This is a genomic window from Carboxylicivirga mesophila (genome assembly GCF_018271975.1).
GTDB classification, from domain to species: Bacteria; Bacteroidota; Bacteroidia; order Bacteroidales; family Marinilabiliaceae; genus Carboxylicivirga; species Carboxylicivirga mesophila.
This window is the reverse complement of sequence record NZ_JAGUCN010000031.1, coordinates 45,696-59,349: the sequence shown is the minus strand read 5'-3', so window position 1 is coordinate 59,349 and position 13,654 is coordinate 45,696. Positions and strand designations below refer to the sequence as shown.

11 protein-coding genes and 1 pseudogene are annotated in these 13,654 nt (G+C 41.5%); 10 read left to right on the top strand and 2 right to left on the bottom strand.

Going from position 1 to position 13,654, the window contains the following annotated elements; translation table 11 throughout:
- Positions 1–506, bottom strand: a pseudogene (gene fucI / locus KEM09_RS19820) (L-fucose isomerase); the annotation flags it as partial.
- 116 nt (positions 507–622) lie between these two features.
- Between fucI and KEM09_RS19815 the strand changes: the two are divergent.
- The 8 genes from KEM09_RS19815 (at position 623) to KEM09_RS19780 (ending at position 8,763) form a co-directional block, all read left to right on the top strand.
- On the top strand, positions 623–1,522 hold the full coding sequence (locus KEM09_RS19815) for a helix-turn-helix domain-containing protein (protein WP_212231167.1): 900 nt from the start codon (positions 623–625) through the stop codon (positions 1,520–1,522).
- Between the two features lie 1,356 nt (positions 1,523–2,878).
- Positions 2,879–3,544, top strand: coding sequence for a hypothetical protein (locus tag KEM09_RS19810; protein ID WP_212231165.1), 666 nt, complete (start codon positions 2,879–2,881; stop codon positions 3,542–3,544).
- A 103-nt stretch (positions 3,545–3,647) separates the two neighbouring features.
- Positions 3,648–4,295 (top strand): hypothetical protein, encoded by a 648-nt coding sequence (locus KEM09_RS19805; protein ID WP_212231164.1) that lies wholly within the window; start codon positions 3,648–3,650, stop codon positions 4,293–4,295.
- 137 nt (positions 4,296–4,432) lie between these two features.
- Positions 4,433–4,975 (top strand): hypothetical protein, encoded by a 543-nt coding sequence (locus KEM09_RS19800; protein ID WP_212231162.1) that lies wholly within the window; start codon positions 4,433–4,435, stop codon positions 4,973–4,975.
- 30 nt (positions 4,976–5,005) lie between these two features.
- Complete coding sequence (locus KEM09_RS19795) at positions 5,006–5,596, top strand: hypothetical protein (protein ID WP_212231160.1); 591 nt, start codon at positions 5,006–5,008, stop codon at positions 5,594–5,596.
- A gap of 42 nt (positions 5,597–5,638) precedes the next feature.
- Positions 5,639–7,546 carry a hypothetical protein gene (locus tag KEM09_RS19790; RefSeq protein WP_212231158.1) on the top strand — a complete coding sequence of 636 codons (1,908 nt, stop codon included), beginning with the start codon at positions 5,639–5,641 and terminating at the stop codon, positions 7,544–7,546.
- Positions 7,547–7,651: 105 nt separating this feature from the next.
- Complete coding sequence (locus KEM09_RS19785; protein WP_212231156.1) at positions 7,652–8,353, top strand: hypothetical protein; 702 nt, start codon at positions 7,652–7,654, stop codon at positions 8,351–8,353.
- A gap of 17 nt (positions 8,354–8,370) precedes the next feature.
- A complete protein-coding gene (locus KEM09_RS19780; RefSeq protein ID WP_212231154.1) occupies positions 8,371–8,763 on the top strand; it encodes a DUF2255 family protein in 393 nt (130 codons plus the stop codon).
- A 52-nt stretch (positions 8,764–8,815) separates the two neighbouring features.
- On the opposite strand, the gene KEM09_RS19775 is transcribed toward KEM09_RS19780, so the two are convergent.
- Complete coding sequence (locus tag KEM09_RS19775; RefSeq protein WP_212231152.1) at positions 8,816–11,113, bottom strand: family 20 glycosylhydrolase; 2,298 nt, start codon at positions 11,111–11,113, stop codon at positions 8,816–8,818.
- Positions 11,114–11,325: 212 nt separating this feature from the next.
- Here KEM09_RS19775 and era point away from each other — a divergent pair, with 212 nt between their 5' ends.
- Both era and der read left to right on the top strand, forming a co-directional pair.
- A complete protein-coding gene (era, locus tag KEM09_RS19770) occupies positions 11,326–12,210 on the top strand; it encodes a GTPase Era (protein ID WP_212231150.1) in 885 nt (294 codons plus the stop codon).
- A gap of 87 nt (positions 12,211–12,297) precedes the next feature.
- On the top strand, positions 12,298–13,602 hold the full coding sequence (der, locus tag KEM09_RS19765; protein WP_212231148.1) for a ribosome biogenesis GTPase Der: 1,305 nt from the start codon (positions 12,298–12,300) through the stop codon (positions 13,600–13,602).
- Positions 13,603–13,654 lie beyond the last annotated feature (52 nt).

The following is a 13,654-nucleotide window of genomic DNA, read 5'->3' as shown; positions in this document are numbered from 1 at the left end:
CCGGCTTTTACAAAGCGAATGATCTTCTCCTGCACATCAGCAGGAATAGTTGTATCACCCACATCCTGCACATCACGACCATAAATACCAAAGGTGGGCAATCCCTTTTGCGTGTAACCGGCTAAGGCAGCCGCTAAGTATACAGCCCCCGGACGCTCGGTTCCGTTAAAACCCCAAACAGCTTTGGGCAATAGGGGATCGGTATCCATCACTTCGGTACCATAGCACCAGCAAGGCGTTACAGTTAATGACACACCCACCCCTTCTTTCTTGAATTTATTGGCGCACATGGCCGCCTCAGCCACACCACCAATACAAGTGTCTGCAATGACGCATTCTACTTTTTCACCACTAGGAAATCGAAGTGTTTCCTCAATAAATTTGGCAGCTGCTTTCGCCAAATCCATCACTTGCGACTCCAGTGATTCTCTCACACCGTTTTCGCGACCATCAATAACCGGTCTGATTCCAACCTTGGGTAAATCGCCTATTAACCTGTTAGCCATTTTAAATATCTTTAATTTCGTGTTTATTAATTTTTACTACACACAAAATTGATTCTAAATGCCTCAATAATAAATGGCTATTTTTAATAGATTTGTATCTGTTTCAAACATCAGGCATGAATACCACTACCAACAGACCATTAAAAGGTGACCCTTCGGAAATCATCCAGGTCTTCCCTAAGTATGAAATTCAGATTCACTGCTGCCGCTACTGGTGGCTGCAGAACTGGGAATTTAACGATCTGTCTTTTCCATTCTGGCGGGTGTATCATAATAGTTTTGAGGGCGCTGCCATTATATACAACAATCAAAAGATACCTATTACGCCAGATAAACTGATTCTCATCGCCCCCAACACGTCGTATTCCACCTACATGTATAACAACTCGATTCCACAATCAGGGTATTCATTAAAAGGCGGACGCGTTAGTCAAATGCTACCATACAATGAGCAGTACCTGCTTCACTTATTTATCCATTTTAACCTGGGCATGCCATACGACAATGCCATTCCCGGCGTTTATGCCTTACCTATCAATAAAGAACTGGATGCGATGCTGGCTGGCATTAAAAAGCATTTGAATTACGAACATGCAAAGTTCAGCTTTTATTCCACCTTAGCCATCAACACCATCATCAACCACCTGTTATCGTCATTACCCGAAGAAAGCTGGCAGAATACAAGTGCTGATTACCGCATCATTGATGTTATCAAACACATCGAAAACAATCTGACCAATGACTTAAGCAACCCTCAGCTAGCACGGATTGCCAGCATGGCTACCAATGCTTTCACCAGGTTATTTACCCGGGAAGCAGGTATATCCCCTCAAAAATATGTCAAGAAGAAACGGATTGACAAAGCCTGTATTCTGCTGCATCACTCTACCCTGTCAATCGAAGAAATTGCTACTACCTGTGGGTTTGCCGACCGCTACCACTTCACACGCATCTTCAATCAACTCACGGGTTATTCGCCAGCGAAGTATAAAAAAGAATTTAGGATTAACTCGTAATGACACAATGCTTCAAAGTGCATTTTTACACCGGGCAAAAAGCTGAAGCAAATGCTTAATAATTTAGAGTACCAGAAAGTAGATTAATAACTTTCGACTACCTGCCCTAAAAAAACGTGCCTATGTTTTAGTAAAAACGTAGGCACGTTTTACTAAAAACATGCTTACGTTTTTGTCAAATCATAAGCATGTTTTTTGCTTCAACCATTAGCATTGATTACCAGTTAATTACAAACCCGCCAAAATACGATATAATTGAAGGTAATTTGCCGAAAAAAACAGGCAATAAGGCCGGGCAAAAACCTGTTTTTAACCCCACATGTGCACTATTTCAAGATGAGCGACAAGCCCCTTATTTGATTAGCCCCGAGGTCTTCAACACCAGTCAATTGAAGCATTTGATATGCCAACCAACCTGTTGCCCCTTCCACAGGGACGATTCCTCATCTCCATCGGCTCAATAGGCTGCTCAACTGACTTGGCTTAGCATCCCATCGACCTGGTTTTTAATTTCAAGAGGCTCAATAAGCAAAATAACAGGCCTGATTAAGCCGCCCATTGGCCAAATATCGGCTTCAAGAGGCCGGATAAACCGCTCCCGAGGCAAGGTAAAACAGCCAAGAGGGCAAAAATCCCATTCAAGAGGGTTCAAATCGCTCTTCTGCACCCATCTCTTACACCCCGCAAACCAGGTCAGAAGCCTGACCACCCAGGTTGTAGGCTTTATTACTTAGCTCATTTTCATCCTAAGCCGGGTCATCTTCTTTATCCCATAGGTCAGCAAACAAATGTCTTCGGTCAGAATCATTCTGACCCCAGGTATTTTTGAATCTGACCTTGGTCAGAAAGCCGCTGACCCAAGTCGGAAGCCTTATGACCCTGGTCAACACTACCCTAGCTTCCTTGCTTATGGCCAATGCTCATTGACATATCACCATCACATCAATCCGCCTCACTTCTCACCTCTCACCTCTCACTTTTCACTTTTCACTCTTCACTTTTAACTAAACTCTTCTGCCTTCTGCCTCACTACTGACTAATAACCTCTGACCACTGACTACCTCCCACTCATCAACTCCACCTCATCTTTTATCAACATAAGTATGTGCATCTCAAAATAAATTCTAATTTAGCAGGTACTAATCGGTAAAACTGCCCCCCTGACCGGGGATAATGTGAGCGTAATAAGGGGCAGCAAGCATAAAGGAATAATGAAAGTATTGGCACCTGGGTGCCGGCAGTAATTGCTATATGCCTTAATGGTGATAGTGGCAATATATCGGGCATTCGGGTGCGGATATGTATGAGTTGTGCGTCATTAGACCCAACAAGACAGTAGATTATAACAGAAATAAAATGAATAGATTAAACCTAACAATTGGACTCTTATTAGTTTTGACAACCTTGTCATGCACCCGCGGCAAATTGACAGAAATTTCATTGAATTGTGGTTGTGTTGTGACAGAACACTATATTGCAAGTACCGACGATATTGAAAATAGTACTAAGAAATATACTTTTAAAAATAGTCAGTTATTTGACTTCGGTGTTTCGAAAGATGGATTTGCAAATAGTTTTTCGCTCCAAATCTGCAACATGATTGGGGAATCAGAGAAATATAACCTGATAGAAATTGATATTGTAAAGGAAAAAGACGGTGAAATCCAATCAACGAAGACTTATACTTATGAAGTTGAAAAAGTAAAAGCTGAACTTCCTAAATACTTAAAGCTTGAATCATTTGTAGCTCAATATGTAACAAACATATACAATAAGGACTATTCCGCATGTCTCGAATTTATAGACATTAAGGACAAGGAAAAGTTTAAAACGGTTATTGATAATGTTTATGAAGGTTTAAATAAGGATTACCGTGAAACAAGAATTGCTGACTACAAATCAGATGGAAAAAATTATTCAATTTTTGGAATCATAAAATCTCAAAGTGACAAGCTAGACCTGTTTACGATGAAGCTTAAAGAAGTTGATAATGAGTATGAAATAATCTCGTTCAACTTTTAATAAATAACGAACGCACAACACGCCGCCATAGCGCATAGCAGAATCTGCTACAGCGCAATGCGGCCAACCGTTATCCATAAAACCTTTCAGCTAATTATCAAACATGATTAAAAAACTAGAAATTTTATTTGCTATCACTGCAATAGCATCTCTAATTATGAGATTGATGCTAATTAATTATTGGGCGCTGCTTTCAATATTATCATTTTTTGGTCTAGCGTTTTTGTATTTTCCAATTTGGGGATTTTCGATTTTCAACTTAAAATATAAGAACACACCAATTGTTGACGACAAAAAGAACTTAAAAGCAATAATGGTAATTGGTGGTATAGCATTTTCAATTTTATGCACCGGAATTGCATTTAAACTTATTCATATACCTAGCTCGACTATCAACCTTTCTATAGGTCTTGTTTCAACTTCAATTGTAATATTGATAATAACTCTAAATCCAAAATTAAGAGGTTTATATCGAAATATAATAATGAGAGGTGCTTTGCTAATTGGACTTGCATTAACATTATTGATAGTACCTGAAATTGTTAGAACTAAGATACAGTATAAAGATCATCCTGAATTTATTGACTTATATGAACAATCATTAAGCAATCCTGAAGATGAAGAGTTGAAAGAGATAGTTGATTTAGAACGTCATAGAATAACCATGAATGAAGAAGAATTTAAAGCTTACCAAAAGTTTAGACAAGAACTTAAAGAAAATAATAAAACGTTGGACAACACGGCACAATAGTGTAAAGCAGGGGTACTGGAGCATTTGTGCAGATTCCCCGCCTCGATGGTCTCGTCCTCTTGGACGGACAATCACAGCGACTTTGCTACAGCTTAATGCGGCAACCTTTAGCTTCAACACCAAAATAAAAAGCACGAATGACAAAAGAGAAATATGTTTATAGGTATTATAAAATATCAATTAGTATTGGCCCCTTTTATTTTTGTAAAGACACACGAGTGTATAAACTCCCAAGGCTGATAATGCCCTATGTCGTTGGAATTTTATACTCCATTTTAACATTATTGCTTGGATTTTGGGGTTTGGGTCTAATACATCGATTTCGTGGATTAAGAAATTCTCTTGAAGCAATACATGTCAACTTAACTGGAGGGGAAGATATAACCCAGAAGGTTGATGACCATGCGTATGATGAAAGAACAAACTTCATCTATAAAAATATCTTGAGAGAGACTTGCGAAAAGATTTCGAAGAAGGAAGTAGAAATCATACTCGAGATTCAAGATGATTACTTAGAAACTCAGTCTACACCATATACTGATGAAAACTTAAACTATATGATTCTTAATCTTGGAAAACTTGACATCCATAGGATTCAAAGAGAGGAATTAAAAGACATCTTTGATGGTATCGTCATATATGATAAGCAATTCGAAGAAGAAATTTACTTTGCCTCTTAAGCCACCCTTTTAAGAAAAGACATCGCTAAAATGAAAAGATTTCAAGATAAAAACCTGACTCTATCTAGCTTTGAAGATGACGTTCTTGTCGTTTGTCCCAAATGCTCAAAGCGTGCAATAGTATTCAGAACTGAACCAGGTTATTACTCCAAGCGAAGCATAAAATGCCCCAATTGTATGTATTCTCAAATTGGAAGAACAGAATGCTATCAGGTTGACCTTAAATGCTACTGTTCAAATTGTGCTTCCGAAATAAGCATACAAATCCCCAATGTAAATGCACCTAAAGACAAAATAGCTGTCAAGTGTGATACTTGTGGCGAAACACAAAGCTATACACCCAGAAACATAAGACTAGAGCTGATTTATGAATATAATGGACATCCAACAGAACCCTATTTTCAACTTCCTCTTTGGTTGGTAGAATCAGTCAAAGGACATTCATTATGGGCCTATAATTACAATCACCTGAGCTACCTGAAAGACTATGTTTCTGCCGACTTAAGAGAAAAAAATGGTCGACAATACTGGACAATGGTTGAGAAATTACCAGACTGGATTAAGTCAGCCAAGAATAGAGAAGCTGTAATGAAGGGAATAGAAAAACTTGAAAAGAAATAAAACCTCAAATCCACCTATAAAAAATCTACAACACCAAAGAAAATGACCAGACAAGAGCAACTAGCGTTTTGTAAGAAATGTACCAACCGGCAGAGCGATATTCAGCAGGGCCTGCTGTGCCGCTTAACAGGTGAAAAGGCCGATTTTGAAACATCCTGCAAACACTTCAAGCGCGATGAATACGTGAAGGATACGGTGATTGATACAGCCAATGACACCGACCAAAGCATTTTAAGAGGCCTTGATGCCAATAGCCTTAATCAACTAAAGGAACACCAGGATTTTTACTATGCCCTCATTGGCGGTTTGCTGGCCAGCCTCATCAGCGGTGTGCTGTGGGCCGCCATCACCGTTAGCACTCAATACCAGATTGGCTACATGGCCATTGGCGTGGGGCTTATCGTGGGCTTTGCCGTTCGTTTCTTTGGTGCCGGTATCGACCAGAAATTTGGTTTCCTGGGAGCAGGACTGGCTTTACTGGGCTGCCTAAGCGGCAACCTGTTTAGCGAGGTGGGCTTTTATGCCCATGCCGAGTCATTAAGCTACATTGAGGTGCTCTCCTACCTCAACTTCGGCATCATCATCGATATACTGGTGGAGTCCTTTAGTCCCATGGACATCCTGTTTTATGGCATCGCCGTTTTCGAAGGTTACAAACTGGCTTTCAGGCGGGTGTCGGAGCTGGAAATAAAGATGATTCAGGAAAACAAATCGGAAGGCTTCCCGGCCAACTACAAGCTGCGCATGCCGCTGGTCATCGTTTCAATTGTGGTGATGGGCTTCTTCCTTATCACGGTTAACAGCGGGGTCAGTGGTTTCCAGACCTACACCTACGAGTCAGGCAAGCGCATGTCGGAAGGTGAACTGGTGCACAGCAAAGAAAACGGCAAGTGGACCTATTGGTATGAGAATGGCAACACACAGCTGATTGCACATTTTACCGAGGGCACACCCGATAGCTTATGGCAATGGTTCAACGAGTCGGGCCAGCTGGTACGGGAAGGGTATTACCGCTCAGGGCTCGAACATGGCCTGTGGACCAGCTATTACGATAACGGTGTTAAACTGGATTCAGGCCGCTATGAAGATGGCCGCATGACAGGGCTGTGGAAAAACTGGTATGATACCTCGCAGCTGCAGCAGGAGGGCAACTACCACAGAAGCCTTCAGGAAGGCATCTGGAAATCGTACCACGAAAATGGTCAGCTGGCATCTGAAGGCATGATGAAAGACGGTATGGCCCATGGCATCTGGAGGCACTATTTCGAAAGTGGTAAGCCCGAAAACATCCTTAATCATAAAGATGAAGAAACCGTATTGATTCAGGATACATGGAACGAACAGGGTATTCAACTGGTCAAGGCAGGCAACGGGCATTTTAAAACCTATTTTGCTTCCGGACAGCTGCTGGCAGAGGGTTTGGTCAAAGAGGGTTTGCAGCACGGTAAATGGCTAACCTACTACGAAAACGGCCAGCTGCAGGAAGAAGGTGTGTATGCCAACAGCACCTATCAAATCAATCATTCGTGGAACCCCGATGGTAAAGCCATGGTGGTGGATGGCAATGGCTATTACACCTCTTATTATGCCGATATGAAAAAGGTGCTGGAATCGGGCTCTATCGTCGATGGCTTACGCGACGGCAACTGGATAACCCTGTACGAAACAACCCAAAGCACCTACCTGGAGCATTTCTATGAGGCAGGGCGTGAGTCGGGCGACATGAAAATCTATTTCGAAACAGGCGAACTGTTTGCCGCTGGCACAGTAAAAGACAATAAGAAAGAAGGCGAATGGACCTGGTATCATAACAATGGCTTAGTGTCATCTACCGTTAATTTTGTACAGGATAAAAAAGAAGGTATCCAAAGCATGTGGAATGAAGTGGGGGAACTATCCAAAGAAGAGTATTACACCAATGGTGAGCTTACCGAAGAAAAGCTGTTTTAACAGCACTAACCATCACATACGAAGAGGCCGCCCAGAACGGACGGCCTCTTTCATATTCTACCAGTTATTATTGAATTTTTAAGGTGTACATAAAATAACCTACCTATGAAGTATATCAGCTTATTATTATGGGGATTGATAATTTCTTTTAGCCTATCAGCCCAGTTACCCAAAAGAACCATCAACCTTTCCGGCTCCATCAATGACAAATATGCCATTTTAATGACCTTGACTATTCAGGGAGAAAAAGTTATAGGCTTTTACTACTACGATAAATATAAATCGAAGATATTGTTGGAGGGTGAAATCAAGGACAACAAAGTTGTTTTAAATGAATCCCCGGGTTATGAATCTGAATTCGAAATTGGCTTCATGGGTGATTTAGATGATAAGTCCTTTAGTGGGATATGGACAAATAAACCACAGAACAAAACAATGAAGTTCAATACACTAATATATGCCGACAACACAATAAGTCAGAATATCAAGGCCTCTGAAATTGAAGGCCGCTATGAAAGCAACATTAATTCGGAGAAATACCTTGGTTCAGTTGAGCTGGAACACATTGCGGACAACACCTTTGCTTTCAGCATCAGCAATGGCACAGAATCAGGCTGTGCCGGGTATTTAAAAGGATTAATCGAATTAACCGATTTTAAAGAAGGCAATTACGCAGTAGAAAACTGTGAAGAAATACAGTTTGTTTTTTCTAATCAGATGCTTAATCTGACAGAGAAAAACTGTGACTACCACGGCATGAACTGCCCATTTGAAGGGAGTTATAAAAAGGAAACACACAACAAGTAGTTATAGACTAATCAACAATGAATAATTCACGACATTTCCCGATTGATTTTTACGAGTATTTAGAAGCCAATACACTGATAGAAATTAAAGGTGGAAACACCAGAGAAACATTCCTGAAAATATGGATGGTTCAGGTGGATAATCGCGTATTTGCCCGAAGCTGGAATAAAAGTCCCAAAAGTTGGTTTACTGAGATATTAAAGACAGGCCTTGGCCAGATAAAGTATAACAACCAGGTTATTAACATCCATGGAAAGAAGGTGGATAAAGATGACGCCATTAACCTGCATATTGACAAAGCCTATCTGGATAAGTACAACCAGGCGCATAACCTTAAATATACCAAAGGCATTACTCAACCTGAATATGCCAATTATACCATGGAATTTTTATTTGATAAAGAAGGATAAATAAAAAGGCTGCCCCATAAGGACAGCCTCTTTTTCATACTTCATTATCGCACTAGTAGCTATACTGCGTATTGTCAATAACCTTAAACTCTTCATCACCCAATAAGCGATATTGCACCTTTGGCCCGTTCCATGCCTGAGGCCAACCACCAATAATATTATTGAGATAAACCAGCTTAACCGGGTGCTTACCTTTTGCCAGGGCAATGGTACTGTTGTTGCGCGAGAAGCGCTTCACCTCACCATCGTTGTTAATCAACAGCTCCTCAGCAATAAAAAACTGGTCCAGGTTAGTCTGGAACTCATAGATACCTTCCTCTTCAATCATCAGATAACCGGTATATATATGCGCCGACGGATCATTATAATCGCTCTTACGATATTTTGGACCTTTGTTTTCAATAAAGCCATCGCGCGTTTGCCAGTCGGTCACTTTATCCAGTTCAGCCACTTTAATAAATGTACCCTCTGTGTATTGCTCCGCCAACCCCACTTTGCCGGTTTCTACATCTACAGCAGGTTTCATAGTCGTCTTTTCAATGGTAATGGTTCTTACCTTACTCATTTTACCACTTGGCAACAGCGTTGCAATATTGATGGTCTTATTTTCAGCAAATATTAATGGCTGCTTGTATTCATTTGAATAGGCTAATGGTTCGCTGCCATCAGTTGTATACACCATAGGATAATTGCGGGTATTAGAAAACTCCAGTTTGGTATTATCAGTAAATACCACCTTATTAACCGGTCCTTCGGGCAAAGGAATGTGGTAATTAATCCCATGCTGATCCATACGTACCAGCTGGTTGTTAATACGTGTAGCAAAACCGTCATAGTCCTTATTCTCTTTATTGGCCCAGTTAACTTCGGCCAAGGCAATCAAACGCGGATACACCCGGTACTCAACCAATTCGGGGGTATACATGTATTCGGTCCACACATTGCCTTGTGTGCCCAGCACGTGCTTAGCCTTCTCTTCCGGCAGCTCGGCTGGCACCGGCTCATAACTGTATGACTCTTCTAATGTGGTGTAACCACCAATAGCAACCGGCTCAACACGATAATCGCCCTGGTAATGGTCGAGGTAACACCAGTTGCCGGGGGTCATCACCACATCATGCCCCTGCGAAGCGGCTTCAATGCCACCTTTTTCACCACGCCACGACATCACGGCTGCCGATTCAGCCAATCCACCTTCCAGTATCTCATCCCAGCCAATCATCTTTTTGCCATGTGCTATCAATACCTTCTCAATGCGCTTCACAAAATAGCTTTGTAGCTCATGCTCATCGGCCAGGCCTTCCTGCTTCATACGCTTCTGACAATCGGTACACTCTTTCCAGCGTTCTTTAGGACATTCGTCGCCACCAATATGGAAATAAACCGAAGGGAACAAGGCTACCACTTCATCAATTACATCTTCAAGAAAATGAAAAGTTGCTTCTTTACCCGCACAGTATACATCAGGTTCTACCCCCCATACTTTGCGCACTTCAAACGGTCCGCCCGTACATGAATACTCAGGATAGGCAGCCAATGCAGCCAGCGCATGTCCGGGTAATTCAATCTCAGGCACCACCGTAATAAAGCGTTCAGCAGCATAGGTCACAATCTCTTTCACCTCTTCTTGTGTATAAAAACCTGCATGCTCAAAGCCTTCGCCTTCGGTGCGGGTAGCTCCCACTTCAACCAATTTGGGATATTTCTTAATCTCAATGCGCCAGGCCTGATCTTCAGTCAAATGCCAATGAAATGTATTCATCTTAAACATGGCCAGCATATCCAGATGCTTCTTAATATCTTCAACCGGCACAAAATGACGACACACATCCAGGTGCATGCCGCGCCAGGTAAAACGAGGTTCATCCGTAATTTCCACTGCCGGAATCGCCCACTCCACATGCTTTACCAATGTTGGACTTTCAATCTCAGCAGGCAATAGTTGCAACAAGGTTTGTAAAGCATAGAATACTCCCTGAGCTGTTTTTGCTTTTAGTTGGACTTTCTCAGTTGATACCGACAAGCTATACCCCTCTTCATTGATGGGCAGCGACTCGTCCAGCTCAACAGCGATATAATTATTATCCGGTGCCTCATTGGCTATAGTCAAATCAAAACCAGTTGATTGTTTCACTTTGCTATTGATAAAATTAACAATTGCACTAGCCTCTTCGCCTGTTACCACCCACTGGCTCGAGCTATTTAAAACAAATTCACCTTCCTGCTCAACCAGTTGATTGGGCAAGGGCACCACGTTAATGCCATCGTTGTAGCTTTGATGCGTTGATTGTGTACTACATGCCATAAGCGTTAAAATTAACAGGATGCAGAAGCCATTTATAACCTTCATACTTATTGAAATTTAAGATTTATAGTTCCTTTTAAAAATGAGACACCTTCAAAGCTAACGAAAAGCAATCAGATAAACCGTCTTTTTCTTTCTTTTCATTTACAAAGCAAAGCCTAAAGCTTTCAAAAGCCACCGAATATGATTCTGGGATAAATGATTCTCATCAGCACTTAACTATTTATCGTATCTTCGCAGCAGAAAACAAAAGGACTATGACACATAAAGCAGGCTTCGTAAATATTGTTGGTAACCCCAACGTAGGAAAATCAACCCTTTCGAATGAGTTGGTTGGCGAACGCTTATCTATTATCACTTCTAAAGCACAGACTACGCGTCACCGCATTTTTGGTATTGTTAATAAACCTGAGTATCAAATCGTATTTTCGGATACACCGGGTGTGCTCAAACCCAATTATAAGCTGCAGGAGTCGATGCTTAAGTTTTCAAAATCGGCTTTAACCGATGCCGACGTTATATTATATGTTACCGATACCTTTGAGAAACCGGATAAAAACGATGATTTTCTAAGTTCGGTGCAGAAAACTGATATTCCTGTGTTATTAGTGGTCAATAAAATTGATTTGATCGACCAGAATAAACTGGATGACATTATGGACTTCTGGAAGCAACAGCTGCCTAAGGCGGAGGTTTTCCCCATGTCGGCCCTGCATAAGTTCAATGTTCAAAATCTTTTCGATCGCATCATTGAATTATTGCCCGACTCCCCCCCATTCTTCGATAAAGAGGCCTTAACGGATAAATCGGAACGCTTCTTTGTGACAGAGATTATCCGTGAAAAGATACTCATTCAGTACAAAAAGGAAATTCCTTACTCGGTAGAGGTGGAAGTAGAAGAGTTTAAGGAGGCCAAAGAACGTATTGACATACGTGCTGTTATTCATGTGGCCCGCGAATCACAAAAAGGCATCATCATCGGCCACAAAGGCGTTAAGCTTAAGTGGGTTGGTATTGAAGCCCGTAAAGACCTGGAAGGCTTCTTCAAAAAGAAAGTGAACCTTACAACTTATGTGAAGGTGAGCAAAGATTGGCGCGACAAGGATAACTTTTTACGTGGCCATGGCTACGAATTAAAGTAGTAAATCCATCTAAATCAAAAATAAAGATTGGTCTTAAGCACAGGTTTGATTACCTTTGCAGCCCCGAAATAAAAAAGAATTGTCATCATGGGAAATATAGTTGCAATAGTTGGCCGCCCAAACGTAGGTAAGTCAACACTTTTTAATCGATTAACCGGAACACGTCAGGCAATTGTTGACGAAATGGCCGGCGTAACACGCGACCGTTTGTATGGTAAAGCCTTCTGGAATGGTGTAGACTTTTCGGTGATTGATACCGGAGGCTATGCAACCAACTCCGATGACATCTTTGAAGAAGCTATCCGCAGCCAGGTACTCATTGCCATTGAAGAGGCTGACATTATTGTGTTTGTGGTAGATGTGGTGACGGGCATCACAGACTATGATGAAGGTGTTGCAGACATACTGCGCCGTTCTAAAAAGCCGGTCATGATGGTAGTTAACAAGGTGGATAACAACGAGCGTATTGCCGAGTCGAGCTACTTTTATGCATTAGGACTGGATAACCTCTATCCTATTTCGGCCATTAATGGTGCAGGAACAGGTGAATTTCTGGATAAACTGGTATCCTTATTCCCAAAAAACGAGAATGAAGAAGAGCTGGATTTGCCCAAGTTCACCATTGTGGGGCGTCCCAATGCCGGTAAATCATCTATCATTAATGCCTTTATTGGCGAGGAGCGTAACATTGTAACACCCATTGCCGGTACTACACGCGATTCGATATTTACACGCTATAATAAGTTTGGCCACGATTTCTTTTTGGTAGACACTGCCGGACTGAGGAAAAAAGCAAAGGTGAACGAAGACCTGGAATTTTACTCGGTGATGCGTGCCATACGAGCTATCGAAAACTCAGATGTATGTATGCTGATGATCGATGCTACACGTGGCTTTGAGACCCAGGATCAGAAGATTTTCAACCTGATACAGAAAAATAAGAAGGGCATTGTGGTGCTGGTAAACAAATGGGACTTGATTGAAAAGGATACACACACCATTAAGCAATTCGAAACTATGGTGCGCGAAGCCATGGCACCTTACACCGATTTCCCGATTGTATTTACATCAGCCTTAACCAAGCAGCGAATTCATAAAGCCATTGAAGCCTCTCTGCAGGTGTATGAGAACAGAAATACCAAGATTACCACTTCGAAGCTGAACGATACACTGCTACCGCTGATTGATAAGTTTCCACCGCCTTCAACCAAAGGTAAGTTTATCAAGATTAAATATGTTACCCAGCTGCCAACGCAATCGCCAACATTTGCATTCTTTTGTAACTTACCTCAGTACATAAAGGATCCTTATAAGCGTTTTCTCGAAAACAAGATAAGGGAGCACTGGAACTTCACAGGTGTACAGGTAAACATAGTACTCCGAAAGAAATAATATTCAAAAGAAGCTGTCACTGATAGCTTCTTTTTTATTAGCCGGCATAGCC

Bases quoted from the DNA above. Each gene is read 5' to 3' on its own strand.
- KEM09_RS19800 (WP_212231162.1), top strand. From the start codon at position 4,433: ATGACAAAAGAGAAATATGTTTATAGGTATTATAAAATATCAATTAGT.
- KEM09_RS19815 (WP_212231167.1), top strand. From the start codon at position 623: ATGAATACCACTACCAACAGACCATTAAAAGGTGACCCTTCGGAAATC.
- KEM09_RS19780 (WP_212231154.1), top strand. From the start codon at position 8,371: ATGAATAATTCACGACATTTCCCGATTGATTTTTACGAGTATTTAGAA.
- era (WP_212231150.1), top strand. From the start codon at position 11,326: ATGACACATAAAGCAGGCTTCGTAAATATTGTTGGTAACCCCAACGTA.
- KEM09_RS19775 (WP_212231152.1), bottom strand. From the start codon at position 11,113: ATGAAGGTTATAAATGGCTTCTGCATCCTGTTAATTTTAACGCTTATG.
- KEM09_RS19795 (WP_212231160.1), top strand. From the start codon at position 5,006: ATGAAAAGATTTCAAGATAAAAACCTGACTCTATCTAGCTTTGAAGAT.
- KEM09_RS19810 (WP_212231165.1), top strand. From the start codon at position 2,879: ATGAATAGATTAAACCTAACAATTGGACTCTTATTAGTTTTGACAACC.
- KEM09_RS19785 (WP_212231156.1), top strand. From the start codon at position 7,652: ATGAAGTATATCAGCTTATTATTATGGGGATTGATAATTTCTTTTAGC.
- KEM09_RS19805 (WP_212231164.1), top strand. From the start codon at position 3,648: ATGATTAAAAAACTAGAAATTTTATTTGCTATCACTGCAATAGCATCT.
- KEM09_RS19790 (WP_212231158.1), top strand. From the start codon at position 5,639: ATGACCAGACAAGAGCAACTAGCGTTTTGTAAGAAATGTACCAACCGG.
- der (WP_212231148.1), top strand. From the start codon at position 12,298: ATGGGAAATATAGTTGCAATAGTTGGCCGCCCAAACGTAGGTAAGTCA.